Below are 25,260 nucleotides of genomic sequence, written 5' to 3'. Positions count from 1 at the left end.
CTGATCAGCCGTTCCGCGTGTTGGCTTTGCCGGTCTCTTAATTCTGTAGTTTCGTTCACGCATTCTCCTTTTACTTCAAAAAGATAGCCGCCATGAGCGTAATCCAACTGCCGCACATGAGGGTGACAGTCCACTTTTGCCAGCTTCGTGCTTCTCGCTGGTCTTGTTCATAACGTTTCACAAAATCCCGCTGGTCTTTGTCATATCGCTCAATAAGCGTTTCCAACTTGATCAGTCGTTCCGCGTGTTCGGTTTGCCTGCCTCTCAATTCTGTAACTTCGTTCATGCATTCTCCTTTTGTTACGTCCAAACCAGGCTATCCGTTTTTTGGACACACGCAACAGTTAGAACGCAAGCAAATATCGGGCCAAAAATGCGATTATCACAAAATTGAGTGATAAAAAGGGTCAAAAGAAGTTCATGCATCTCATTATGACTTCAATATGCAGTATTGCGGTCTTGTTTACAACTTGAATTTGTGGATCGCCTGTCGAAACAGAAAGGGAGGGCGCAGGCGTTGGCGGTGAGAGTGTATATTTTGAGCGATGGATGAGGGTTATGTTGAAAGATATGTTCCTTCAAAAGCCTCGTTGGCAATTTGACCAACGAGGCTTTTTTGGATTCTTTAATTTGATAGACGATATTGCGCTCCGCTCAAATCTCCATCACGGTCTGCGCTTGGATTCGGTCCCAGTCGACTTTTCGCCCGAGTCCGGGCGTTTGCGGTACGTACATGTAGCCGTCTCGTACTTCGGTCGTTTCTTCGATCAAGCCAGCAAATGCCGACGCGAGGGATCTGTCTGCGCCCGTGGGCGGCCAGGCTGAGACTTCCCACCAGTCGTCGTTTCGGACTGCGGCTACGACATGGGGATTTCCCCCGTGGCAGTTTAGTCCAAACATTTCCGCGAGGTTGGCCAATTTCATCTGTCCGGTGATGCCCAGTCCTGTTTGGCGCACGATGTCGATGGCGCCGATTGACAGGTACGGCGCGGCGAGATAGGGGTTGCCCTGGATGGATTCCAGTGCCATTACTGGAAGGTCGATTGCGTCTGAGAGTCGCTTCAGGCCGTTGATGTCGAATTCCTGCAGGGGTTCTTCGATCCAGAGATAATTCAGTTCTTCGAGTCGGCGTCCGACTACGATTGCATCTTCGACAGAGTATTGTTGTACCGGGTCGTGCATGAGTACCATTTCGTCGCCTACGAGGTCCCGTATGTCTTTGGCGAGCGCGAGGTTGGTTTCCACGCCGAGCATGGAGTGGTCTTTGAAGCCTTTGTATCCCTCGTCAACAGCCCGTTGGGCGGATTTTAGCGTGTCTTCGTAGGGTATGCCGGTTTCGGTGAGGTAGGCGGGGATGCGATTGCGAAAGCCGCCGAGCAATTTGTGGACGGGTAATTGTGCGTGCAGGCCCGCGAGGTCCCAGAGGAGGGAGTCGATGAGGGCGAGCGGTGTGGTGGATGTCATGTGGAAATATCGCCGCGCCATCCACATTTTGTGCCACATATACTCCCGGTCCAGGGCGTCCGTGCCTGTGATTTCCGGTTCCCACTGTACTTTGAATGTGCGCGCTGCCCATTCGAGGTCTTCCTGTGCCCAGCCCATGGAAAAAATACCGCAGGTTTCCAGGTTTGCATCTGTGCGGATGCGAAGCAGGGTGAGGTAAGCCGGTCTTTTTGTGAGCTGAATCCCCTCGCCTTGAAAGAGCCGATGACCAAATCGCACTTTGTGCGCGCCGGGATATTCCCGCATGGTGCGCAATGGTCGCCATTCCGGGGTTACGGGTTCGCTTTTCACGATCAGAAAGTCGATTGCTTCAATTTTCATGGGGTTATCCTCCTATTTACTTTCCAACTGAGCCGAAATATACGGCAAAATGTCCGACGCCGTCGAGTTTGAGTGCCCGATTTAATTCGTCGTCGTTGAATGCCGCACTGGTGCAGGCGCGGCAGTTTACGGCCATGGCGCCCAGGTACAGGTTCTGTCCCACATGGCCGGCATCGAGGTGGATGTAGCGATATCCCCGGTCGCCGTAGCGCCAGGTCATTCGCGCGGCTACTGTTGTCCAGATGAATGTGGCGGCACTTGTCTGGATCAGTTCGGGTTGCAAGGTGGTGTTGGCAATTCTTTCGCCAATTTCGTCTGATTGGTCGATTATTCCCAGTTTGTGTCCCATAGATAGGTATCGATATAACCCGCGGTCCAATCCTTCCACGTTGTTCACTACGATATAGGTTTCAAATGCGTGGCGCGCACCTGCCGATGGTACGGTGCGAAATGTTTCGCCCTGTTCAAATTCTTTTACGCCCTGCGTTGCCCAGAGTAAGTAGGTTAGCTCATTCAGTGTGATGGGTTCATCGAAGAATACCCGCTCGCTTTTGCGCTCGTCTATGGCCTGGCGCAGGTCGATTTGCGTTGTTTCGATCTGCGCGGGTTCGGGTAGGTCTATTGTTTCGCCCTGGTAATGCAATTCGGGCATGGGCGGTGGTTCTCTGCGCGCCTGCCCGGTTGGGCCCAGGTTCTTAAACTGTGTGCGCCGCATAAATTCCGGTCCCGCTTGTGGTCGTCGTTTGCGTTTTGCCATTTAATTTTCCTTCCCGTGTGCGCCTATTGCTTTTAGGGCTTCTGTGCCCAGGCGATCTTCGAGTTGTTTTAAGTACAAACTGCGCGGAACTACTTTTTGTCCGTGCGATTCCCAGTATCCATCTTCGCGTCTGTACCGTCCATCTCGTTTCTCGCCGATGCAGCCGATGGCGTAATTTTGCGATGTTGGGGGTTTTTGTAAGATAAAACTCTCTGCCTCGCAATTCCACAATACTTTTTGTGCGCCTGCCCAGCCGTGGCCGGTGCCCGAACTTTGCCGGTCCTGTACGTTGATGGCGTTGCCGTTTACGATTACGTTGTCAAATAGGGTGCAGACAGACCAGCGGTGATGGGGTCCGGTGTCGGAGTGCGCGATGTCCGCTACGCAATCCACGAATGCATTTGGTCCCGGTACGCGGGCGTGTAGCACATAATCGTGACGCCCTCGCCGGGTATAACACCGTTGTACGAGGGATAATTGTCCGTGGATGGGGAAGGAGTAGCGCCGCGATCCGGTGATTTTTGATACGGGGTCGAGACACTGGCTGTCCTGCACGGTCATCCATTTTGCCTGGTTGCCAATGGTTACACACGCATAGCCAAAGTGGATCGAGGTGATGTCGCGCGCCCAGGCATTTTGTACATAGGAGAATACGACGAAGTTCCAGGCGTGGTCTTCGTCGATATATTCATTTTCCCGTCGATGATCTTTTTCGCGGTTGTCGTATTCCGATACACCGCGCAAGTTTTCGATGCCGACCTGTTCAATGCGCCCGGGATATTCGTATTTGTAAATCGATCCGCCGCCGTATTCGCGTTCTATCGCGTTGCCCATTGGTGCGTCGATTGTTATCTGGTTGCCTTTTATGGCGGTTATGGTGCGGTCAAAGTGGAAGTCGTAGGAGCCGGGTTTCCATTGCCGAACTTCGGGGTGTCTCATTTCTATGCGGTCCATGCCTATGGTTGCAATCCACTTTGCGGTGCTGGGGCGATGTACGATGATCGCGTCGCCTGGTGCAAAATTCGAAGCATCTTCTATAGAAAATATTTTTGCGCCTACAGGAACATAATTATCTACAATTGCTTGTCGCGTGTTTTCTATTTCTCGCGGTCTGCGTCCCCGGCCTTTAAATTCGATCAATGTGCGCTTTCCTTTTCCCGTTGCGATCAATACTGTGCCGTTTTCACCTTTGCCCTGACCGCGGAGTACGACGCCGCTTGTCCGAATGTGCAGGGTTCCACCAATGCGATATTTTCCGCGTTTGAGTAATAAGGTTCCGCGAAATCCATTGGCGTCCGGTGCGCGCGCAGATAGGTCGTCAATTGCCGCTTGTAATCGCGCTGTGTCGTCTCCTTCTGCTTGGGGGTGGACGGTTAATACGACGGGCACATCTGGCAGTGCCACACCACCACCCATGTACCCGCAGTGCGAGAAGTCCGGGATTATATTGCCTTTTTCATCCGGTACATAGACCAGTCGTCCGTCAGGTCCTGGATATACCAATTTGCTGTGGTTTCCTTCTGCCCACGCGGTTGTGGCGCAGATTAAGATTACGAAGATAAAGCCCAGTATATCAATCATGTATAACCTCCTTATTATCAATCCTGTCACGTATTCATCACAAAATTTACAGACGCTATATTGCCCTGTGCGCGCAATTTCCATATATTGATTTGGTCAGGCAAGTTATTTTTCCAATCCCACTGATTAGGCGATGGATAAACGGCTATTGAGGAAAACCTGTGAACACCACGATTCATACAATAGAAGATCTCATTCGCATCCTGGACGACAATCCTGAGTGGATGGATGCCCTGCGTGCCCGGCTGTTGACGCGGGAACTGATTGAGCTGCCTGAAAGGTTCAACCAATTCGTCGCCGAGATGAATAGCTTTGTTGCCGAGATGAATAGCTTTGTTGCCGAGATGCACAGGTTTGTCGAAACTACGAACCGGCGCTTTGACGCGCTCGAAAATAGAGTGGCGTCTATCCAGGATGATGTTGGCATACTCAAAGGTGCCCACGCACGGAGTGCGGCGCTTCGGGAGACGCCCTTCATAGCCAGTGAGATGGGCTTTCGGTGGGTCAAAGACCTCACCGAATTTGATCTGTGGGAGTTGATTAACGGTGCCGACACGTCTGGCATTCCAACAAATGAGTTGAGAAGCTTCCGCCGCGCCGATCTGATTATAGAGGCCACGGACCAGAATGGTACTCTCTGCTACATTGCTGTGGAAATCTCCTTTACCGCCAATGGGCGAGACACCACCCGCGCCCTCCGAAATGCCGAGTTCATGACCAGATTTACCGGTAAGCAGGCATTTTCCGCTGTTGTGGGCTTGCGCCGAGATGACCGGATACAGGGTCTCGTTGAATCCGGTGAGGTGTTCTGGTATCAACTGGATCCGGAAATTCTGGAAGCGGAATAACTACCTGCCCCCGATTTTACGCGATGTCCTCGTATCGCGGCAGTGTGTCTATAAAGCGATATGCGTTGTTTTTTCGATCAATTGCACAGCAATAATGTTGCAGGCCATTCGTCACAATGAGGTAGGTGGCCTGTACGATTGTATTGTATCGCCCAATCTGGTCAAAGACCTGTTGGGTGATTTTTATTTCGGGGGCTTTGCATTCTGCCATTAGAAGTGCTTTTCCTTTTGCGTCATATACGAGTACATCGGCGCGACACTGCATGCCTTGGAATACAAATCCGGTTTCGATTGCGGTGCGTCCCTGTGGGTAGCCCAACCCTTCGATTAAATACCGGACAAAATTCTGGCGCACCCATTCTTCAGGGGTTAATACCACGTATTTTTGACGGAGAGGATCTAAGATCATTTCGCTTCCGTCGCGATTTGCAATGTCAAATGTGGATGAGATTGGGAAGTTCAATTTTTGCATGGTGTGGTTATTCTCTCAATGCCACGACGGGCGCAAGTGAGGCGGCTTTGCGGGCGGGCAAGAGGGCGAATGCGAAGCACAGGCCTACAGATGCGAGAGAGATACATACAAAATCAATGGCGAGCATTTTTACGGGCAATGCCTGGATGATGTAAATTTGACCGGGGAGTTTGATCCATTCAAAGGTTTGTTGCGACCAGCACAGGAGATAGCCAATTGCATTGCCAAAGACGACGCCCGTCAGGCCAACGCCCAGGCCTTTGAGTGTGAAGATTTTGCCAATTGCACGCGGCGTTGCGCCCATTGCTTTTAATATGCCGATGTCGCGCTGTCTGTCGCCTACTGTCATGGTCAAAATGCTGACGATGTTGAATCCGGCTACCATTACGATGAGACACAGTACCAGGGAGCTAAACCATTTTTCCAGACGGATGGATGCATACAGATTGCGGTGTGTGTCCATCCAGGTTCTGACGTCAAAATCCGTTCCTGTGGGAAGGGTGGGTGCGATGCGATGTGCTTCAAATGGCTCGGCGAGCCGAATCTGGATGCCCGAGATCTGATCGCGCCACCCCAGGTCACGTTGTGCCGCTTCGAGCGATACAAAAGCGAGTGCGGAGTCGAGTTCATCCAGTCCAGTGTGAAAGATGGCGGTTACTTTGTAGGGCCATAATTGCGGTTGTTGTCCCATTAAGACTTCTTTGGGGACCAGTCCCAGCATGATTTCGGTGCCGATTACTGCGCCGAGCCGGTCTGCGAGTACGCGTCCAATGGCCGTGCCATATATTTTGGCGCGTCTGGTAGCGCGTGCATCCTGATCGGGGTCGGGTGGTTGAATGTTCAGGTCGAGGTCACCTGCCCATAAGTACGCTTTGAGGTCTGTAATTTTTGCCAATTGTGCGGCGTCTATTCCCCGCACGGCTACGCCAGCCTGGATCATTTCGCCGCCAGGGGGTCGCCGGAGCGCAAATCCTTCGGTCGATACAAAAGGTGCTGCTGCGCGTACAGAGGCCAATTTTTTCAGTTGTTCGATTTGTTCTTCGTTGGACGGCATGGGCTGTGCATGGGGTTTTTGTACGACGATATGCGGGCTTACGCTCAACAGGCTGTCCCACAATAATGCCGAAAAGCCGTTGAAAACGGACAGGACAATGACGAGGGCGGCAACGCCAATGGTTACGCCTGTAATAGCTATGGCTGCGGTAAACGATATCTGACGCTGCTGGCGCATGGCGCGCATGAGTCGCCGCGCGATGAAGTATTCATAGGTATTATTCATATCTAATCGCTTCTACGGGGTCCAGTGTTGCCGCTCGTTTTGCGGGCCAGCGGGCAAATACGAGGCATAATAACAATGCCAGTGCAGAGGTCATTGCGAAGTCCCCTATGTTTATGGTTACGGGGAGGGCGTTGATGAAGTAAATATCGCCGGAGAGTGATATGGGTGCATAGACTTTTTGTATCCAGCACAGACCCCCGCCCAGTATGTTGCCCAATAATACACCACTCGCTCCGATTATCAGGCCTTCTCGGGAAAAAATTTGGGCGATGCTTTTGGGTGCTGCGCCCATTGCTTTTAAGATGCCAATTTCGCGTCTGCGCTCATTTACGGTCATGGTTAGTATGCTGATGATGTTGAATCCCGCGACGACCACGATCAAGCTCAAGACCACAAAACTCGCCCATTTTTGCAACTGGATCCACGCGTACAGATTGCCCTGGGCATACATCCACGATGTGGGGAACATATCGGAATACGTTGCCGCCAATGTCTCTCGCAATTCAACGCTGACGCGATCGGCTTCAAATGCATTGACGAGGCGTACTTGAATGCCGGTCGCCAGGTCGCCCCATTGCAGGTCCCGTTGTGCAGCCGAGAGGGATACGTAGATTAGTGAGGCGTCAAATTCGTAAAATCCCGTTTCAAAAATGCCGGTTATCACATATTGGCGAAGGGGGGGTATGTTGGTGAGGTCTTTAGGGGCGGCCAACAGGCGAATTTTTGATCCCACGGAGGCACCCAATTTTTCGGCGAGTGTTTTGCCTATTGCGATTCCAAAGGTATTGCCTTCAATGTGGGTTAATTCCATTTTCCCTTCGGTTATGTGATGGGCGATGTCGCTGCTTTTCACAATGCCATCTACGCCCCGCACCAATACGCCCGATGTGACAGTGCCCACATCTTTGACCCTGCTCAGTACATAACCTTCTGTTTCTATGACGGGATTGGCGCCGACTACTTCGGGATGTTTTTCGAGCAATTGGACGATGGGTGCGTAATTTTCTATGCGTTCGCTGTACGGGCGCCGCACGGTTATATGGGGATTGATGCCTACCTGGCGGTCAAAGATCATGTCTGCATAGCCATTCATTACCGATAGGGTGATGACGAGTGCCCCAACGCCCAGCCCGACACCGATGATGGCAATGATTGTGGTTAATCCCATGCGACGACCAACGCTGAAGAGGTGTCGTCTGATTATGATCCATTCATAGCCCATTGACGGCCTTTACAGGTGAGATACAAAAAATCCCGATTCGAAAACACATCGGTGTTTAGAATCAGGATGTTTTTGCATTGTGATGCCCGGGTTGAGGCTTTTACAAATTGTTTTTTTCCAGCGAGATGAGCTTGTCTCTCAACCGAGCCGCTTGTTCATATCGCTCTTCGGCAATGGCTTTTTGGAGTTTTTGTGCCAGTTTTTGTTGCAAGGTGATTGGACGATCGCGTTCTATTTCTTCGGCCCATTCCGAGAGGGCTTCGATTTCTTCGTCTGCTTCAATGCCGGAATTTGCCATACATGTTTGAATTTTGTCGATTCCGTTTTCAATGTGATTCAGGGCACCGGAATGATCGCCTTTTTGCAAACAGACTTCACCTCGCGCACGGGTGTGTATCATGAGTACGTAAGGCCGATAGTGTTCAAATATTTCCCGGTCTTGTTCATTTTTGGCATAAGCCCGCACGAGATCCAGTAGTGCCAGATTGTGGGCGGTGTCGCGCGCGACTGCTTCAAAATCGCCCAATCGCATCAGACAGACATAGCGGTGATAAAATAACAATCCCTCTTGACTCAATTCGAGGCACGCCTCTCTGTCGAGATAAAAGTTTTCATCTGTGCCAGATTGCGCTTGTTCGGCTTCGAGCTGGTCTAAATAGTATTCGAGCAATGAAAAATGGCCGTGCGGACGCGTTCCGTCGGGCCGATCATTTAACTCCATTTGCATTACGCCCAGATCCAGGCGTACTTGCAATTTTTTCCGTCCGTCCAGGCCCTGAATTTTGCGTACACAAATATCAGTGGGGTCATAATCCCAGTTCGACAAAAATGGGTTGAGGTCGCGTCTCATTATTTTTCCTTTTTTTAGTCAGTCTGTAAATGTCGGGGAAATATGGAGAAAACCCCGTTAAATGTCAACCCGTTTGCAAAGGCTGCGGCGCTTGACAAGTACATCTGGCGGGCGTTATTTTGGGGCGTCCATTACAGTGAGAAGGCTCTGAGTAGCTATGTCTAAATCTGATAATGAAGGTACTGTTATCCGCCATCACCTCGGCAATTATGTCGTCCAGACCGCCGATCGCGTGGTGATGTGCGCGCTTTCGACTCGTTTGCGGAAACAGCTCGAATATCCCGAAGCTGCGCCGGGTTCGCGCCGCCGCCGCGTGCAGTCTGTCAGGCGGGTGCGCGTGATTGATCCGGTTGCGGTTGGGGATCGCGTGGTTTTTTCTGAGGGTGCCGATAATAGGGGTATGATTCGCGAGGTGTGTCCCCGCAGCAATAAGGTTTCTCGGCGTGCGTCTGGCGGATCTTATAGAGAGCAGCTTTTAGCTGCCAATATCGATCAGGTTGTTCCCATTGTGTCTGCGGGTGAGCCAGATCCGGATTGGATTTTGCTGGATCGCATGTTGGGTATTGCAGAGTGGCAGCAAATACCGGTGTCACTGTGTCTCAATAAGCTCGATCTCGCCGATGAGGCCTGGGCAGATCGGGTTATGCGTCCGTACAGGGCAATGGGATATCCCGTGGTTTATACCAGTATTATTTCCGATGCGGGTAAAGAGGCGTTTTACGATGTTCTGAGCGGGAAGATTACCCTTTTTATGGGGGCTTCCGGCGTTGGAAAGTCGAGTTTGCTCAATTGGTTGCAACCGGGATTGCAATTGCGTACAGGACCTGTTAGCAAGGCTACGGGCGAGGGCATACATACGACGACTCATACGGAGTTGGTCGCGCTTGATGGGGGAGGGTTTGTCGGCGATATGCCCGGTGTTCGAGAGTTTTATCTGTACGATATAAGTCCCGAAGATGTTCCCGTTCTTTTTAGAGATTTTCATCCGTTTCTCGGCGGTTGTCGGTTTCGCGATTGTTCGCATGTTCACGAACCCAGTTGCGCGGTGAGGGCGGCTGTGGATGATGGTGAGGTCTCGCTTGAACGCTATCAGAGTTATATGAGGCTGCGAGAGAGGCCGTAGGTATCTAAAAAACCCGCGTTAGAAATAGAGATAAAAACGCTTCGGCATTGACGTGCATCGCGCAGTTGACGGGTTCTCCAAGACGATAGGGCGGAGGCAGGCCGCGGCGGTCTGTGACGACCTGGCCCATGGTGAGGTCGCCCGATGTTTCTATGTCGATGTACAGGGTTTCTGAGCGGAGGAGTTCGGATGCGATGGCCGCGCCTACGGCGAGTGGGTCGTGCAGGTACACGATTGGCTCGCGTTCGAGTTGTCGATAGAGTGCGAATACGTTTTGTACGGCATCGACGACGAATTGAGATGCGACTGTTTTCAGAGAGGCGATCTGGTTTTCGATATCTGTTTCGGATAATACGACCTGACGCGTTGCGTCTAATGGTACGATCAGAAGTGCCGCGTCCGAATGGACGACTATATGGGCAGCGTGAGGGTCGGCGTAAAAGTTGAATTCTGCGACGGGTGTTGAGTTGCCGGTTTCTGCAATGGCGCCGCCCATTACGATGACCTGTTTGGCTTTTTGAAGTGTTCCCGGCTGGCGCTGTTCTGCCAGTGCCAGATTTGTCAGGGGTCCGACGGCTATTATTGTGATTTCGCCGGGTTGATCGGATAGGGTTTGCACGAGGAAGTCAACGGCGTCGCCTTTTATCTTTTGGGATGGTTCTGGCAATACGGCTTGTCCCATGCCGCTTTCGCCATGGACTTCGGTTGCAAATACGGGGTCGCGTTTTAAGGGCTGGTCCGCGCCTGCGAAGACGGGTATTTCTGTGCGGTCCAATAGTTGCAATAATCCCTGTGCGTTGCGCGTGCCGGTGTTGAGAGGGACGTTGCCGCTTACTGTGCAGATGCCTATTACGTCGAGTTCGGGGGATCCCAATGCCAGCATGATGGCCAACGCGTCATCCACGCCGGGGTCGGTGTCTAAGATGATGGGTTGTTTGTTCAATGGTCGCTCCATTCGGTTAAGCTATGCATGAAGCTGTCATCGCGGCAGGATCCCTGCTCAACACCATGCAGGGACATGCTTTAGCCGCGATCCAGAAGGTTTGCCGTTCTCTAAATCCCGTATAACGGTTCGTATTTTGCCCTGAGATGCCGCATTAAGGGTTCATGGCTCAGGGGTTTTCCGGTTACGACTTCGATGAGTTCATTTGCGCGATAGCGTTGGCCTTGCGAATAGATTTTTTCCGTTAGCCAGTTCTTCAGGGGTTCAAATACGCCTTCGGCAAATTGTGCATTCAGGTCGCCTACTTCCTGGCGCGCTTGTTCAAAGAATTGCGCGGCGTACAAGTTGCCCAGGGCATAGGTTGGAAAGTACCCTATCCCTCCTCCGCTCCAGTGTATGTCCTGCAAGCACCCCAGGGCATCGTCCGGGGGTGTTAGTCCCAGATATTTTTCAAATGTTTCGTTCCAGACGCCGGGGACATCTTCGGCTTTTAACCCGCCATCGATCAGTGCTTGTTCGAGTTCAAAGCGCAACATGATGTGCAAGTTGTACGTGGCTTCGTCGGCTTCTACGCGAATATATGAGGGGGCGACGGCGTTGATTGCGGCGTAGAAGTCGCGTTGGGAGACATCGCTTAGTGCGTCCGGGAATGCGGTTTGCATTTTGGGGTAGAAGTGTGTCCAAAATGCTTCACTGCGGCCGACGAAGTTTTCCCACATGCGCGATTGCGATTCGTGTATGCCCAGGGATACAGATCCTCCCATGGGTGTGCCGTAATGTTCGTCGTTTAAGCCCTGGTCGTATATGCCGTGGCCCGCTTCGTGCATGATGCTGAAGAATGATTCGGAAAAGAAGTGTGTGTTATACCGCGTGGTCAGGCGGGTGTCGCCCGGTCCAATGCCGCTGCAAAATGGGTGGGTGGTGATGTCTAAACGCCCGTTGTCAAAGTTGAAGCCGATTTGTGCGGCGGCGGTTTTTCCAAATTCTTCTTGTTGGTCTATGGGATATGTACGTGTGAGGATATTTTCGTCGGGTTTTTTGCCGGATTCGGCGATTGCTCCCACGAGTTCGACGAGTTCGTCGCGCAGGCCCGAGAAGACCCGGGTCAGGTTTTCAGTGGTTTCGCCGGGTTCGTAGTCGTCTAATAACGTGTCGTAAGAGGTTTCGCCCGTGTTCAGCGCACTTACTTCTTGATGTTTCAGGTCGAGGATCTTTGTGAGGTGGGGTTGGAACAGGGCGTAATCCGATTTTTCGCGGGCTTCTCGCCATACTTGCTGCGCGATGGTGGCTACGCGGGCGAGTTCTTCGACGAGGGATTGGGGTAGTTTGATAGCCCGATCGTAGTCCCGGCGGAGTTCTCGTATGTTGATTGCGGCTTCGGAATGCGGTTCAGAGATGAGGTCGCTGTTTTCTATTTCTGCGAGATAGTCGCCGATTTGAGGGGCGGTTGCACGTTCGTGTACCATGCCGGTGAGTAGTGCGAGTTGCTCGGCGCGATGCCCGGCTCCGCCTTTAGGCATGTAGGTCTGTTTGTCCCAGCCCAATACACCGGCACAGGATCCCAATAGGGAGATTTGTTTTATTTCTGCGATCAATTTCTGATATGTGGATTTGACATCGGCCATTTTTACTCCTTGTGATGGTTTTTCAATGCGATGCACAGTAGGACAAAATCTACGTACCTACCATGCACCCGTCAAGCGCAAATACCGTTCTTCAGGTATCTGCTGAGTCCCTGGTCTCAAAACCCGGAAATTTGAACACACAATCAGAAAAGCACTTGAAAGAAGACACAATTCTGAGTATGCTTTGAGAGGCTTGTCTGCTTACGAAGTGCATCGCATAGAAATTGATCGCGATATTCGAGAAAGGGGCTTTTGTGGAGAATGGGAAACCAGAATCAATGCAGGAATATCGAAGATGGCTAAGGGAAAACCAGCAGGTGTCTATTGATACGCGGACCGAAAATCACTACAATTTTGTAGCCAATAAGATACGGCAAGATTTTCAAACATCTGAGATTTGGCAAAAATTCGTTGCTCAATTACAGGAACTCAACCAGACCTATGCAAATGAGACAGGTTATAACCTGCTGATGGCACCAGAAGAAGAACCAGAATTATTGATCAAACCTTTTCATTCATTTTTGGAAAAGACATACCGGCTAAACATCGTAAGCAATCCGAATTGGCCTGATCCTCCTGAAGGGGGATGGTACATTCCTCAACGATCGTTCTCCAGAATCAATGATATTGTCAGATGTCTGGTGCTCGTGAAATTTCTGGATGGCGTCAAGTATCTTGTACAGGCAGTTCGTGAATTTTGTGACCAGGGCGGTACAAATGTGGAATATTCTTATGAAGCGAGAGCGGAAGGATATTATGCTGCACACTTGAATCTCTGTCAAGATTTCGAGATCTCTAATGAAGATTGGGATACAGAGGTTGTGAATGTATCTATTGAAATTCAAATATCTACGCAGTTGCAGGAGGTCCTGAGAAACCTGCTACACAGATACTACGAAGACAGAAGAAAGACAGCATTAGACCCCGATGATGAGATGTGGCAATGGAATTACAAAAGCGACGAATTTGCTGTCAACTATTTGGGCCATATTATCCATTATGTGGAAGGGATGATTGTTGATATTAGAGAAAAACATAAGGAGGAGGCATTATGAAACAGGAATTTACCGAGTACTTCGAATCGTTGGGGATGCGTCGTCCTTACCTTGACCGCACTGAAGAACTGTATCGCGTAGCCAACCAAATGTCACCGGCGGGAATTGAGGATGTGTTTGTAAGTGAATATCTGGATGATGGCGTCAGGATGCCCCAAAGCGTCTGGTTTTTTACTGCTGATTTAGGTTATGCTATTGAGGCGCATTTTATCGATAATGACCAGATAGACATCTTTACGATTAAGGGTAGGGTAAAAAATATTGTTGTTCGCAAGAAGGACTACGATTTTAAGTCAGCTACTGAAAAATCGAGACTTAACGTGCGATTGAAAACGGATTTAGATATAGAAAGGGAAATGAAAGCATCTAAAGAAAACTGCGACCGTCTTTGGCGCATCGTTCTGACCCATTTTAAAAATAACCTCCTTTACTGACCAGATTGACAGGCAAATAGGTCAAACCCATGTCCATAACTCCTCCATACCGAGACTGTCCCAAATGTAAAAAAGCTAACTGCTTTGGCTTTTATGCAAATTCCATGGACGATAATATTGAACCTAAAATGTACAGACAGAAGTGTTCAGCCTGTGGCCATGGGGAACTCTATTTCTTGCCCTCGTTAGATAAGAAAATCATCTATTTGGATCAATTTGCGCTCAGCGAAATGCTGAAATCCATTGACCCATCAGTCCCGCGCAGAGGTCCCCTTAACCCAATCTGGCGAACTCTATTCAATAAGTTAGAGCAATTATCCAGAAAACAACTCATTGTTTGTCCAAAATCAGATTATCATACTATCGAATCATTACCAACGACCTATTATCCCAAACTGAAAATTCTTACAGAATATTTATCCTGGCATGTATCGTTTCATCGCAGTAATTCGATAAAAATGAGGCAAATTGAAAAGCATGCACAGTTATGGATCCAAGGGAAAGGCGATGAAGAACCCACTATTGAGTACCATGATGCTTTAAAAGGTAGGATAAACTATTGGCACCCAAGGGATAAACCCAGGATACACATCATCCCACATCTATTAGAAATTGAAGAAATTCAACACAAACGCGCTAAAGATGAGACCGAAATCGCATCCTTGCATGACGGATGGCGATCAGAATCATACAAAAGCCGAGAACAATGGTTTGAAGAGACTGTCAAGGTATTTGGTCTCCATACAATACATCGACCTTGGCCTCCCTACGTAGAATTTAAAAGAAGTGTAGAATATGTGTTTCTGAAAGAAGGAGTGTCACAGGCTCACATTGAAGAAAAAGTCATTGAATATTTCAATTCACCCCAACTCAAGAACCTCCCTTTTTTAAAAATATCTGCACTTCTCCTCGCTGCAAAGGCACGACGAGTGGCCGGAGGCCAAAAGAAAAGGTCTCTTGGCATGCCCGTGGATTTCGATATGATTGCAACGTTCTTGCCCTACTGCGATGCAATGATCCTTGATAAAGAATGCCACAGTTTTTTGAAAGAAAAAGCATTCAAAGAAATTTCCAAATATGGAGCTCAACTTTTTTCAATGAGGTGTATAGACAAATTCGCTCAATACCTTGACGACATTGAGTCTACTGGGTGCTCTCACATATTATCTTATGCTCAAGATGTTTACGATTGGAAGATGCCTTTTGACGAGATCTATGCCCAATACCTGAGAAGATAGTTGCAGAGTCTGGGATGCCTACTATGAGCAGATGGAAGATGAAGAAAACGATTGAGGAATACCTTGCATTTTGTAAGGAACAGGGAAAAGAGTCAGAAGGACCTTTAACAGATGAAGCCCTTGTGCAAGTGGCTGATGCACGTTTCATTGAGCTGGATAAAACAGAGGCAAGAGATGCCGAGTCCAATTCGAGGAGAGGTCATGATGGGACATCGCAGCCTTGATCAGGAGAAACGCCTGAATGCCATAGAGACCTTCAAAATGGACAAGAGTGTACTTTCTGTGACATCTCTTTCTAAGAAATCAGATGAGAAGGCATATTGGCACGCCAAAACGCCACATGAACGCCTGGAGGCCGTTGAGTTGATGCGGCAGATTAACTATGGCTACGATCCAGCCACCACACGGATACAAAGGGTTCTTAAAGTCGCTCAACTGAAACAGAACAAGCAGGCGAGTGAGAGGCATAAGGATTTGGATGATTAAAATGAGAGATAAAGAAATTAATGAAGTTCGCAGAATCCGACATGAAATTTCAGCGAGATTTGGACACGATATTGGACAATTGGTCGCCCATTGCCAGAAGATGGAGAAAGAATTCAGGCGATCTGGGAAATACAAATTCGCTGATTCCAAAGAATCAGAAAGAAGGAATAGTACTCTATGAACGAGGTTGATGAGGCGCATGCTATGCTTTCGATGGCGGAAAAAAATTTGCGTGCATTAAAGGGCATGGATGATGCGACAGTATTTTATGATGAAATTTTTGGTTTTCATGTTCAGCAGACGATAGCGAAATCGTTAAAAGCCTGGATTATCGCTATTGGTGTTGAGTTTCCATTCATCCACAATCTCGCGAGATTGCTTGCGATTCTCGAAGAGAATGGATGTGATGTCGAGTCATTTTGGGATCTGGTTGAATATACGGCATATGCTGTTAATTTTCGATACGATGCTGCTGAAATGACGGATGACCCTTTAGACCGTTCTGATGCGTCGGAACAAGCACAAAGGCTCTATGATCATGTTCGCAAGATTATTGATACAGCGGCGAAGAGTTGAAGGGCTACAATCGGAAAATGATGTATGAAAAATAACCGCGATGTTATCCAGAATCTTGTCAATGCGTTTCCTACAGAACCCGTGTGTGTGGCTGATGCGCTGTCGGATGGGCGGTTTTTTCTGGATGAGAAATACGATGCGCTGTCCCGGCGGCTCGGCGATCTGTTCTGGTTGCCGGTGTCACATGCTTATGTCGTGTTCTGTTATGCGTATAGCGCGCTGTTTGGGATTCCCGATTTTACGCGTGAAGCCCTGGCGCGCCAGCCCGATCGGTTTTCACAAAAGCGTTTGGCACTGACGATTCGCTCGACGAGTGGTTTTGTGCTTGATGGCTTTGGCTATGACCGCCGCACGGATCGGTATCGCAAAGATATTTATTGGCCCGGTCCGGTTATTCGCACTGTGCATGTGGCGAGTCCCAGGCACAATAAGGCGCGGATTTCCAATCCGGCGATGGCGTATTTTGGATATCATCTCATCCGCGCGGTAGAATGGCTTTCTGTACATCGCAAGGATGTGGATTTTTCCAGAGAACGTCGGTGGCACTATGATTTTGTTGGTGACTTTTTCCGCACGGCTGATTATCCTTTCCCTGTGGATCGCGGAGAGGCGAAGGAGTTTTCGAGGCAGGTCGATGGGTTGCTCGCCGGGGATGACTGTGCGGATTGCTGGGATAACATCCGCCACGCCGCGAGAGATTTGGGCGTGGATCTGGATTTTGAAGATCTCGCGTCTTTTCTGCCGAAACGCACGGGTACATTTTTTAGACAGGTTGTTTTTTAATTGGTTATAATGGGAGGCATGATATGTCGAAGAGCCTCTTTAACAAGGTTGCTCATTCTCTCTCCACTCTTTTTAAAAGGAGGCGTCACATGGCCCGGATAGAAATTGAATATTGCGCATCTTGAGGCTATGAACCACAATCCGTCGGGATGACGGATCAAATTGTCAATGCATTTAAGCAGGATATCGAAGCTATTACCCTGATTCCGTCCAGCGGTGGTCGCTTTGAGGTTACGGTTGATGGCGAACTGGTGTTCTCCAAACTCAAGGAGAAGCGTTTTCCAGAATACGAGGAAATTCAACCGCATATTCAAAGTCGGATTTCGTGAATTGGGGAAGCTGAAAATAAATGAGCCGGGGTAAAAGATAGCTCCGGCTCAAACTCAGGCGATTAAAATGAAACAATACAACGCTTGCTATACGCCAATTCCGTCGGGTTACATGGGGCAACTGTTGGATTGGCCAGAAGTGGTGACGGAAGGGGCGACAATACAAGAATGCACAGAATTACTACAAGATGCGCTCAACGAAATGATACAAGCCTATAGCGAATTGGATAAACCCATTCCCAAACCCTAATGCAAGGTTGCGGTTATGGAAACAGGCTGGTTTAACACCTAAATTTTAATCACGGAGGCTTTCATGAGCGATCTCAATGTCGGCATTGTTGGACTCGGCTGGGTAGCTGGGGCGCATATTGATACGTTTAAGGCGGTCAATGGTGCAAATGTCACGGCGATATGTTCTCGCCGGGATCACAACGAAGATGATCTTGCAGCAGAATACGGCACGCCTTTGAAGGCGTATAAGAATTACGATGAGATGATCGCAGATCCCGATATTCATATTATCGATATTTGCACGCCACACAAATTTCACGCCGATCAAGCGGTTGCGGCTGCCGAGGCGGGCAAACATTTGCTGATTGAAAAGCCTATATGTCTGTCTTATGAGGATCTCAAACGGGTGCGCGATGCGATTGTGGCAGCGGGTGTGCAGTCCTGTGTTTGTTTTGAGTGTCGCTTTAGTGCGCACTTTTCTATGATCCGCTCGATTATTGACGAGGGGTTGCTCGGCGAGTTGCACTATGGCGAGGTTGATTACTACCACGGGATTGGTCCCTGGTATGGTCAATTTGAATGGAATGTGAAGAAGGATTTTGCCGGGTCGAGTTTGCTCACCGCAGGGTGTCACGCGCTGGATGCGTGTCTGTTTTTTATGGATGGCGATGTGGAGGAAGTGACCAGTCTCGCGACGAGATCGAGGTCCGATATTTTTGAGCCGTATGAATACGATACCACCACGGTTTCTCTTCTCAAATTTGCCAATGGGAATGCGGCAAAGGTGACTTCGTGTGTCGATTGCTTGCAGCCCTATTATTTTCATATTCATCTCGTGGGTTCCGAAGGCAGCTTGCTGGACAATCGGATCTATTCGCACAAGTTGCACGGTATGAGCAAAGAGAGGTGGAGTACGCTCGAGACGTCGCTGATTGATTCTGGCGATGTGGCAGATCATCCCTATGAGCCGCAGTTCCAGGCTTTTGTGGATGGTATCAATGCCAATGAGCCGATGGAGCGCACGAATTTTGATATTGCTTTTGAGACCCACCGCGTCAATTTTGCCGCCGATCTTTCGGCTTCGGAGGGCCGCACGGTCAAGCTTTCGGAATTTGATTGATGAGACAATGAGGATCACAGAAACCCACTCGCGAGGATGGCGGGTGGGTTTTTTATTTATGCGAGAGATTAAATAGGAGGATGCCGCTTGCGACTGCGATGTTGAGCGATTCAACCGGGGCGGCCATGGGTATGGTGACGGTGTGGTGGGATAGGGCGAGGAGGGCGGGATCGATGCCAAAGGCTTCGTTGCCGAGGAGGAGGGCAACGGGATTTTGGGTTTGGAGTTTGTGGAAAGAGATGCCGCTGGTGTGTGCTGCGATGATCTGGATGTTGCGCTGGCGGAGAGAGTGTAACAGGGCGGGTCCGTCCTGGAGGGGGAAGACGGGCATGCGAAAGATGGCGCCCATGGTGGCGCGCACGACTTTGGGGTTATAGACTTCGACGGATCCCCGGGTGAGAAAGATGCCTTTGCATCCGGCGGCTTCGGCTGTTCGCATGATGACGCCCAGGTTGCCGGGGTCAGAGATGCGGTCGAGGATGAGGAATGGACCATTGGTGTTAAGGACGGTTTTGGGATCATAGGTCGGCATTGATACCACGCCGAGTACGCCTTGCGGTGTGTCCGTGTCTGACATGTGTTTGAAGGCGCGCCAGTCGGTTTGCTGGATGGGGATGCGTTGTGCGAGAGTCGCCTGGTAGAGGTTTTCGAGGCGCGTGTTGCGGGCGATGCTTTCGCGACAGAAGATGAGTTGTTCGAGGGTGTCACTGCTTTTGAGTGCTTCTTCGCAGAGACGAATGCCTTCTATGAGATATTTTTGTTCTGCCTGACGCATTTTGCGGCGTTTCAGGTTCAGAATTTTTTTGGCGTTTTTGATGGCCATGGGCTATGGGATGTTGTCTTTGTTGATGGTGGCGCGCAGTTCGCGCAGTTCTTCCCAGATCGCTTTTTCGCGTTTGGACAGGCTTAAGAAGTAGAGCAGGATGGCGACCCATATTATGATGTACGCCGCGGTCATGTATTCGAGGTGTTGCATAAGTTCCTCCGGAAAAAGTTATATTTCGGCTTTGAGTGATTCGAGTTCGTCTTGTGCTTTTGCGAGTGATACGCGCTTGAAGAGCAGGGCGAAGAAGAGCGCGAAGAAGGTGATGACGCAAAAGAAAAAAGCGATTTTCATGTCGGGGGGCAGGCTGATTTCTTCGCCACGAACCACTTCCGGGTGATGCGTGCGCCACAGTTTGGTGGCGTAGTGGATGAAGGGTACGTTGAGGAAGCCGATTATGCCGAGTACTGCGCGATAGCGCGCACTTTGAACCGCGTCTTCGATGTAGGTGCGCAACATGTGATACGCCGCGAGAATGAGCCAGAGTATGAGGGTGAGGGTGAGTTGTGCATCCCAGACCCACCACGCGCCCCAGATGGGTTTTGCCCAGATCGCGCCTGTGATTAAGACCAGGGTGCCAAAGAGCAAGCTCACTTCGGCTGAGCAAGCGGCCCACAGGTCGCAGTTTTTGTCGCGTTTCCAGAGATAGAAGATGCTAAAGACGAAGCAGAGAAAGCTTCCCAAGAACATTGAGAAAGCAGATGGGACGTGGTAGTAGAAGATTTTTTGTGCCAGTCCCATTTCTTTTTCTATTCCGGCGTAAATGAATACCAGATAGGGCGCGATAGATAGGCAGATGAGCGCGAGAATGCCGAAGACAAATGGAAGGATGTAGGGTTTTTGAGACATTGTCAATCCTCCAGGACATATTCGAATAAGAGCAGGCATGCGGCGATGTAGAGTGTGACAAAGGCTCCGCTGAGCACGAGCCAGTCTGTGATTTCACTGCCTTCGAGAACCGCGCGAAAGGATTCGATGGCTGCGAGAAGTGCCGGGATGAAAATGGGCAGTGTAAGCAGGGGCAAGAAGGCTTCTCGCAGTCGGGTGTTGAGCGACATTGCAGAGAAGAGGGTGCCAATGGCTGCAAGACCGAGGGTGCCCAGCAAGATGGGCAGAATTAGACGCGGGAGTTCCTGTGCAATTTCCAGGTTGAGAAAGATGACGAGGATGGGCAAGATGAGTGCCTGGAGTATGAGCATGGTGAGGGTGTTGCCCAGCATTTTGCCCAAAAAGATCGCGCCCGGATCCGCAGGTGTGAGGCGCAGTCCCATCAGGCAGTCGTTTTGTGTTTCGATGGCATAAGATCTGCTCAGGCCCAGTAGCCCTGCAAATGCCGTGGCGATCCAGAAGATGCCGGGGGCTACGGTTTTTATGATTGGCGATCCGGGTTCATATATAAAATTGAAGATGATGACGACCAGAAATGCGAAGAAGGCCATGGCGCTCAGGCGTTCTCTGGTGCGCCATTCGGTTTTGAGATCTTTTTGGAGAATGGCGAGGGTTTGTGTGAAGAAAAGAGGCATTTTCAAAGGGTGGTTTTGTTTTCGTAGAGGGTTTGCAATTCGGATTCACTGATGTCTTTTGTCGATGCTTCGTGTACCAATTGGCCCTGGAAGAGGATGCCAAAGCGGTCTGCGAGTGCGAGGCCCCGCGCGAGGTCGTGTGTGACGAGGAAGATGGTGCGTCCTTCTGCTTTGAGGGTGGTGATTATGCTGGATAATACCGACTGAGCCGATGTGTCGAGGCCGGTAAAGGGTTCGTCGAGCAAGAGGATCGATGGATGGTGTAAGATGGCCCGGGCAATGGCCAATCGCTGTTTCATGCCCCGTGAGAATTTTTGTATCCGATCGCGCTGGCGATCTTTCAGGCCAGCGGCGAGGAGGACTTCTTCAATGCGGGTATTGAGGTTTTGGAGACCGTACATGCGTCCGTAAAATGCGAGGTTTTCACGCGCTGTGAGGTCGTCGTAGAGCATGGTTTGATGCGAGATGAATCCGATGTTTTTTCGTATTTCATGCGGGTTGTGCCGGGTGTCTATACCGCTGACCCGGATGTCGCCCGATGATGGTTTTGATAGTGTGGCGATGAGGCGCAACAGGGTTGTTTTGCCAGCTCCGTTTGGGCCAAAGAGTACAAAAATACATCCCGTTGGTACGGTGAGGTTTATGTTTTGCAGGGCCGTGATATGACCAAAACGGCGGGTTGTGTTCTGTATGTCGATGGCCGATGTGTTCATTAGTTGCTATCTGACAGATCAATGACTTCGGCTTTGAGGGCATTGCGCCTGTTTTTGTAATCGTCTTCTGAGAGTTCGCCGCTTTCATATCGCTCGTCGAGGTCGGCGATTTGTTCGAGCAGTATTGTGCGCCGATTGGGCACTGTTTTGAGCGTGCGCATGTACAGGACGAGGATTGCGACGACGACCATACTGGCAGCAGCGATCCATATTGGGGTTTGTAAGTTGGATGCGGTCTCGGGCGATGAGAGTGCGATGTCGATCTGTGTGCCGGGCGCGAGTTGTTCGGCGCCAAAGCGCCGAAAGACATTGGTGCCCAATGTCACGTCCCCGAGGTCTCGAAGTACTGTTGTGGAGACGGGAGTGTCAGTCGGCTGGACGAGCAAGTCCATGCCCGCGGTGGGATAGGTGATGCGTTGTGCGATGCGGTTGGACGGGGGTATGGAGAACGTGAAAAAGGTCTGGCTATTTCCGGGGATGATGGGACGCGGATCTACGAGCAATGTGCCGTGCAGGTGTACGCCTTGCGGTGCGCGGATAAAGTCGGTTACGCCGTCGGGCAGGGGTATTTCCAGGCCGTGACCGTGGTCGCCGCCCGTGAGGTAGGTGTGGTCGCCGTGGTTGTGTACGATGAAGATGTATGTGGCTGTGCCAGCCTGGGCGTCGAGGAGGATGTGGTGTGAAGAGAGCGAGATGGCGGTGTCGGATTCCGTGGTTTCAAATACGGGGATGTCAACGGTGTCGCCCGCTGGTGCCGGGTTGCCCGGGTAGTCTATGCCGTTGTATCGGGCAAATAACATGGGCGGTGGTTCGGCGCCCGGGTCTGAAGGGACATCGAGGATGAATTGGCCGTTGTTGTCGGTGGTGTCGCGCACGACGGTGACGTCTCCAGTCTCATGGAGGATGTACGAGACTTCGACATCGGGTTCGGGACGGTTGAGAGTCTGATTGATGACGCGACCCGTGAGCGCGAAGAGAGGGGTGGAAATAAAAAGTATGAGAAATACCACATATGTCTGCCGTTCCATGTATCTCCCTGTTTTTTGAAAATAGCGGTGTCCCTGTATTTCGTCATGCTTTGAATCATACTCTAACCTACTCAATATCATCAACCTGCCCAAAACAGTCAATCTTTATTGATTCATCCACTGGCAGAGCATTCGTCGCGTGAACACACGCAACACAATGAGTTTATTTTCGGACTTGTTCACTTTTGAAGTCACACATCGCGTTTACTTAATCCATAACTTCTGGCAAACAACAAAGGCTACGTCTTTCGAGGCGTAGCCTTTTCTCATTCTCTTTTTTTTCAATCTATCCCATAACCTCTATTTTCACATCTCCAGTTGTGCCATCATAAGAAAGCCCAACAAGAACCATCATTGTTGGGCCTGATGCGATTAGATCATCCGGATTTTCAAATCCTACTTTGGTAGATTTTGTTGGCATTGTGCGCTCTCAAATTTAATAGTGGGAGCAGCACTCAAAACAGTAGGTAATCCACTTCTGTATAGACTTTCTGGTGCCCCAACTTGAAGGATCAAGAAAACGCGGTCTCTGAATTTTTTGACAGCTTCGAGTATCGCTTCATCCTCCGTATCAAAGACCCCATTGAGTTCACCTTCGTAGATAATGATCCACTTACCAAAGTGGTCAAGCTCAAGCCCCTCTTCGCACAATTTGTTGTACGCGGAAATTTCATCTTTAAGTGTCCTGGCCTTCATGGCTGCATCTCTCTTCAGGTTGGTTGGATAAGTGTCCCTTTAAAATTTTTTTACAATAGGTCTTCCATGATCTATTGTCAACACATTGTATGAGGCGTAGCCTTTTCTCATTCCCTACTTCGGCACTATTCTATATAGTCCCCTGAAAATCACGTCACGCATCTAACACGCGCTGAAATGCCTCGAGATTGGGGACCTGTATCGCCGCACGGTGCAACTGCTTGAGGCGTTGCAAATCGTCTATGGCGGCAATGCGAGTGGATAGGGGGTGTGTCTCGGGCATATCAAATCGGATCTCCAACACATCGAGAAGATCTTCAATGGCACGTTGCCTGCCTCCCTGCTAAATACCTTGCTCAAGACCTTCCTCTCTGCCTTCTCGCTTAAAATATTGAATAAGGGATGATTCGCGGATCAAATCCATGAGACCCTCCTTGATAATGATTTCAGAAATCGTTTCAGATTCATACACCAACTCGCTTAAGGTCGCCATGCATGCCAGATAATTGGCCTTGCGCGTCCGTTCTATGCGGCTCGTCTGAGCCGTGTGAATACACTGATGCAACCACGCATCCGCAGCCATCCCTTCAGGTGGCTTCATCAACGGCGTGAAAGGAATCAGACCCGAATGCCCCGTATTTAGGATGCGTTGGCCTTCTATTTCGATCAGCCGAATCACATTGTACTGAATCACCACGCGATAGCCAAGCTGGGCTTGCTCGTAGAATCCAGGATCGCGCTGACCAGCATTGGGACGCAGGTAGATGACATTGGAATAGATCGGCAAACCGTGATGCTCAATGGCGCGTCCGATATAGCCAGCCATGCGGCGCGGCATAGGCGGATTAGTGCTGTCCGTGGTTTGAAATTCGTTGTGTACCAACGCCTCTTCGTCGCCGATTCTCACGCGGATGAAGCTATCGGCCTGCCGCGCTTCAACCGTGAGTTGCTCCGTTTCAATGACTTCAATTACCTCGATGTCGTCTCGTGCGAGGGCAAAATGTGCGAAGTGGTCAGGATAGTGTTGAATGAGGTATTTGGAGATGGTGTCAATATCTGCCATAAGAGATGCCCCGGATCTTAAGGTTAGCGTCTTTTTGGAATACACGCAACTGTCAGAATCCAAAGCAAATATCAGGCCAATGTCACAGCATCGCACGACAAATAGTATAGACAGTACTTAAATACCCTTATTATGTCTTCAATATGCTGTATTGTGCCCTTTTTTACAACCTGAATTTGTGGTTCACCCGTTTGGTGCAGAACAATACCGTGTACATTTTGAGCGGTGAATGGGTGGTCAGGTGAAAGATATGTACCGCTTGACCAAGTGGTCGCGGTGGTTCCTGCGTAACGTCCCATAACTTCTGGCAAACAATAAAGGCTACGTCTTTCGAGGCGTAGCCTTTTCTCATACCCTTGCCAAATTTTTCTACCTGATCCACGCAATTTCATAATGCTTCGTTTTCGGGCCTTGTGCGGATCGGTTTGGGAAATTTTTTGAAAAATCGGTTGCGCTGTAATCCCTAATCCCGTATTATCAAAAAAATTATACTCGCACAGGTGAAAAGCCTCAGGAGGTTGTTATGGCTGAAGCCACCGTGAAGTCAATGCAAAAAGAAAATCCTATCTATCCATTCTCTTATCAGTTGTGGAGAAATGCTTTACATTTAGATGAGAATCTACGCTCTTCTGTTGAAA

The 25,260-nt window shown here is 49.9% G+C and carries 30 protein-coding genes; 12 read left to right on the top strand and 18 right to left on the bottom strand.

The genetic code is table 11. The features are described from left to right. Positions 1-70: 70 nt before the first annotated feature. From F4Y39_05550 to F4Y39_05535, 4 genes are all read right to left on the bottom strand, one after another. A complete protein-coding gene (locus F4Y39_05550; GenBank protein MYC13174.1) occupies positions 71-286 on the bottom strand; it encodes a hypothetical protein in 216 nt (71 codons plus the stop codon). Positions 287-654: 368 nt separating this feature from the next. Beyond that, entirely contained in the window at positions 655-1,824 is a 1,170-nt protein-coding gene (locus tag F4Y39_05545) for a hypothetical protein (protein ID MYC13173.1), read from the bottom strand. 16 nt (positions 1,825-1,840) lie between these two features. Further along, the gene (locus F4Y39_05540; protein ID MYC13172.1) at positions 1,841-2,581 is read right to left on the bottom strand and encodes a SagB/ThcOx family dehydrogenase; all 741 of its coding nucleotides are present in this window, start codon (positions 2,579-2,581) and stop codon (positions 1,841-1,843) included. After that, a complete protein-coding gene (locus tag F4Y39_05535; GenBank protein MYC13171.1) occupies positions 2,582-4,162 on the bottom strand; it encodes a hypothetical protein in 1,581 nt (526 codons plus the stop codon). A 161-nt stretch (positions 4,163-4,323) separates the two neighbouring features. Between F4Y39_05535 and F4Y39_05530 the strand changes: the two genes are divergently transcribed. Then, on the top strand, positions 4,324-5,010 hold the full coding sequence (locus F4Y39_05530; GenBank protein MYC13170.1) for a hypothetical protein: 687 nt from the start codon (positions 4,324-4,326) through the stop codon (positions 5,008-5,010). Between the two features lie 16 nt (positions 5,011-5,026). Here F4Y39_05530 and F4Y39_05525 read toward each other — a convergent pair whose 3' ends face one another. From F4Y39_05525 to F4Y39_05510, 4 genes are all read right to left on the bottom strand, one after another. Further along, positions 5,027-5,482: a type I restriction enzyme HsdR N-terminal domain-containing protein gene (locus F4Y39_05525; GenBank protein ID MYC13169.1), complete on the bottom strand. Its 456-nt coding sequence runs from the start codon at positions 5,480-5,482 to the stop codon at positions 5,027-5,029. A gap of 7 nt (positions 5,483-5,489) precedes the next feature. Next, entirely contained in the window at positions 5,490-6,761 is a 1,272-nt protein-coding gene (locus F4Y39_05520) for an ABC transporter permease (protein MYC13168.1), read from the bottom strand. Next, complete coding sequence (locus F4Y39_05515; GenBank protein ID MYC13167.1) at positions 6,754-7,983, bottom strand: ABC transporter permease; 1,230 nt, start codon at positions 7,981-7,983, stop codon at positions 6,754-6,756. The genes F4Y39_05520 and F4Y39_05515 overlap by 8 nt, the downstream gene beginning before the upstream one ends. Before the next feature lie 100 nt (positions 7,984-8,083). Then, the gene (locus F4Y39_05510) at positions 8,084-8,833 is read right to left on the bottom strand and encodes a hypothetical protein (protein ID MYC13166.1); all 750 of its coding nucleotides are present in this window, start codon (positions 8,831-8,833) and stop codon (positions 8,084-8,086) included. Positions 8,834-8,990: 157 nt separating this feature from the next. Here F4Y39_05510 and rsgA point away from each other — a divergent pair, with 157 nt between their 5' ends. Beyond that, positions 8,991-9,956, top strand: a complete 966-nt coding sequence (gene rsgA, locus F4Y39_05505) for a ribosome small subunit-dependent GTPase A (GenBank protein ID MYC13165.1) — start codon at positions 8,991-8,993, stop codon at positions 9,954-9,956. A gap of 4 nt (positions 9,957-9,960) precedes the next feature. Here the strand turns inward: rsgA and F4Y39_05500 are convergent, their stop codons facing one another. Both F4Y39_05500 and F4Y39_05495 read right to left on the bottom strand, forming a co-directional pair. Further along, positions 9,961-10,911: a nucleoside hydrolase gene (locus F4Y39_05500; GenBank protein MYC13164.1), complete on the bottom strand. Its 951-nt coding sequence runs from the start codon at positions 10,909-10,911 to the stop codon at positions 9,961-9,963. Positions 10,912-11,009: 98 nt separating this feature from the next. After that, positions 11,010-12,524, bottom strand: a complete 1,515-nt coding sequence (locus F4Y39_05495; GenBank protein ID MYC13163.1) for a carboxypeptidase M32 — start codon at positions 12,522-12,524, stop codon at positions 11,010-11,012. 254 nt (positions 12,525-12,778) lie between these two features. Between F4Y39_05495 and F4Y39_05490 the strand changes: the two genes are divergently transcribed. The 10 genes from F4Y39_05490 (at position 12,779) to F4Y39_05445 (ending at position 18,776) form a co-directional block, all read left to right on the top strand. Further along, on the top strand, positions 12,779-13,579 hold the full coding sequence (locus F4Y39_05490) for a hypothetical protein (protein MYC13162.1): 801 nt from the start codon (positions 12,779-12,781) through the stop codon (positions 13,577-13,579). Further along, positions 13,576-14,013 carry a hypothetical protein gene (locus tag F4Y39_05485; GenBank protein MYC13161.1) on the top strand — a complete coding sequence of 146 codons (438 nt, stop codon included), beginning with the start codon at positions 13,576-13,578 and terminating at the stop codon, positions 14,011-14,013. Before F4Y39_05490 ends, F4Y39_05485 begins: the two co-directional genes overlap by 4 nt. Before the next feature lie 104 nt (positions 14,014-14,117). Further along, the gene (locus F4Y39_05480; protein ID MYC13160.1) at positions 14,118-15,251 is read left to right on the top strand and encodes a hypothetical protein; all 1,134 of its coding nucleotides are present in this window, start codon (positions 14,118-14,120) and stop codon (positions 15,249-15,251) included. A gap of 38 nt (positions 15,252-15,289) precedes the next feature. Continuing rightward, positions 15,290-15,475 carry a hypothetical protein gene (locus tag F4Y39_05475; GenBank protein MYC13159.1) on the top strand — a complete coding sequence of 62 codons (186 nt, stop codon included), beginning with the start codon at positions 15,290-15,292 and terminating at the stop codon, positions 15,473-15,475. Next, complete coding sequence (locus F4Y39_05470; protein MYC13158.1) at positions 15,453-15,737, top strand: hypothetical protein; 285 nt, start codon at positions 15,453-15,455, stop codon at positions 15,735-15,737. The genes F4Y39_05475 and F4Y39_05470 overlap by 23 nt, the downstream gene beginning before the upstream one ends. 177 nt (positions 15,738-15,914) lie before the next feature. Continuing rightward, positions 15,915-16,313 carry a HEPN domain-containing protein gene (locus tag F4Y39_05465; GenBank protein ID MYC13157.1) on the top strand — a complete coding sequence of 133 codons (399 nt, stop codon included), beginning with the start codon at positions 15,915-15,917 and terminating at the stop codon, positions 16,311-16,313. Positions 16,314-16,337: 24 nt separating this feature from the next. After that, positions 16,338-17,096, top strand: a complete 759-nt coding sequence (locus F4Y39_05460; protein MYC13156.1) for a hypothetical protein — start codon at positions 16,338-16,340, stop codon at positions 17,094-17,096. A gap of 149 nt (positions 17,097-17,245) precedes the next feature. After that, positions 17,246-17,425 (top strand): SelT/SelW/SelH family protein, encoded by a 180-nt coding sequence (locus F4Y39_05455; protein ID MYC13155.1) that lies wholly within the window; start codon positions 17,246-17,248, stop codon positions 17,423-17,425. A gap of 67 nt (positions 17,426-17,492) precedes the next feature. Next, positions 17,493-17,675 carry a type II toxin-antitoxin system HicB family antitoxin gene (locus tag F4Y39_05450; protein MYC13154.1) on the top strand — a complete coding sequence of 61 codons (183 nt, stop codon included), beginning with the start codon at positions 17,493-17,495 and terminating at the stop codon, positions 17,673-17,675. A 63-nt stretch (positions 17,676-17,738) separates the two neighbouring features. Then, complete coding sequence (locus tag F4Y39_05445; protein MYC13153.1) at positions 17,739-18,776, top strand: Gfo/Idh/MocA family oxidoreductase; 1,038 nt, start codon at positions 17,739-17,741, stop codon at positions 18,774-18,776. 52 nt (positions 18,777-18,828) lie between these two features. On the opposite strand, the gene F4Y39_05440 is transcribed toward F4Y39_05445, so the two are convergent. The 8 genes from F4Y39_05440 to F4Y39_05405 form a co-directional block, all read right to left on the bottom strand. Continuing rightward, complete coding sequence (locus F4Y39_05440) at positions 18,829-19,599, bottom strand: RNA methyltransferase (GenBank protein MYC13152.1); 771 nt, start codon at positions 19,597-19,599, stop codon at positions 18,829-18,831. Positions 19,600-19,602: 3 nt separating this feature from the next. After that, the gene (locus tag F4Y39_05435; protein MYC13151.1) at positions 19,603-19,752 is read right to left on the bottom strand and encodes a CcmD family protein; all 150 of its coding nucleotides are present in this window, start codon (positions 19,750-19,752) and stop codon (positions 19,603-19,605) included. An 18-nt stretch (positions 19,753-19,770) separates the two neighbouring features. Further along, entirely contained in the window at positions 19,771-20,487 is a 717-nt protein-coding gene (locus F4Y39_05430; protein MYC13150.1) for a cytochrome C assembly protein, read from the bottom strand. Further along, a complete protein-coding gene (locus tag F4Y39_05425; GenBank protein MYC13149.1) occupies positions 20,451-21,122 on the bottom strand; it encodes a hypothetical protein in 672 nt (223 codons plus the stop codon). Before F4Y39_05425 ends, F4Y39_05430 begins: the two co-directional genes overlap by 37 nt. Positions 21,123-21,124: 2 nt before the next feature. Further along, entirely contained in the window at positions 21,125-21,835 is a 711-nt protein-coding gene (ccmA, locus tag F4Y39_05420; GenBank protein ID MYC13148.1) for a heme ABC exporter ATP-binding protein CcmA, read from the bottom strand. Further along, positions 21,835-22,863 (bottom strand): hypothetical protein, encoded by a 1,029-nt coding sequence (locus F4Y39_05415; GenBank protein ID MYC13147.1) that lies wholly within the window; start codon positions 22,861-22,863, stop codon positions 21,835-21,837. Before F4Y39_05415 ends, ccmA begins: the two co-directional genes overlap by 1 nt. 396 nt (positions 22,864-23,259) lie before the next feature. Then, positions 23,260-23,559 (bottom strand): hypothetical protein, encoded by a 300-nt coding sequence (locus F4Y39_05410; protein ID MYC13146.1) that lies wholly within the window; start codon positions 23,557-23,559, stop codon positions 23,260-23,262. A 343-nt stretch (positions 23,560-23,902) separates the two neighbouring features. Then, positions 23,903-24,622: a hypothetical protein gene (locus F4Y39_05405; protein MYC13145.1), complete on the bottom strand. Its 720-nt coding sequence runs from the start codon at positions 24,620-24,622 to the stop codon at positions 23,903-23,905. Between the last annotated feature and the right edge of the window lie 638 nt (positions 24,623-25,260).

It is taken from the genome of Gemmatimonadota bacterium, assembly GCA_009838845.1.
Classification (GTDB): domain Bacteria; phylum Latescibacterota; class UBA2968; order UBA2968; family UBA2968; genus VXRD01.
This window is presented reverse-complemented; position numbering and strand designations above follow the sequence as displayed.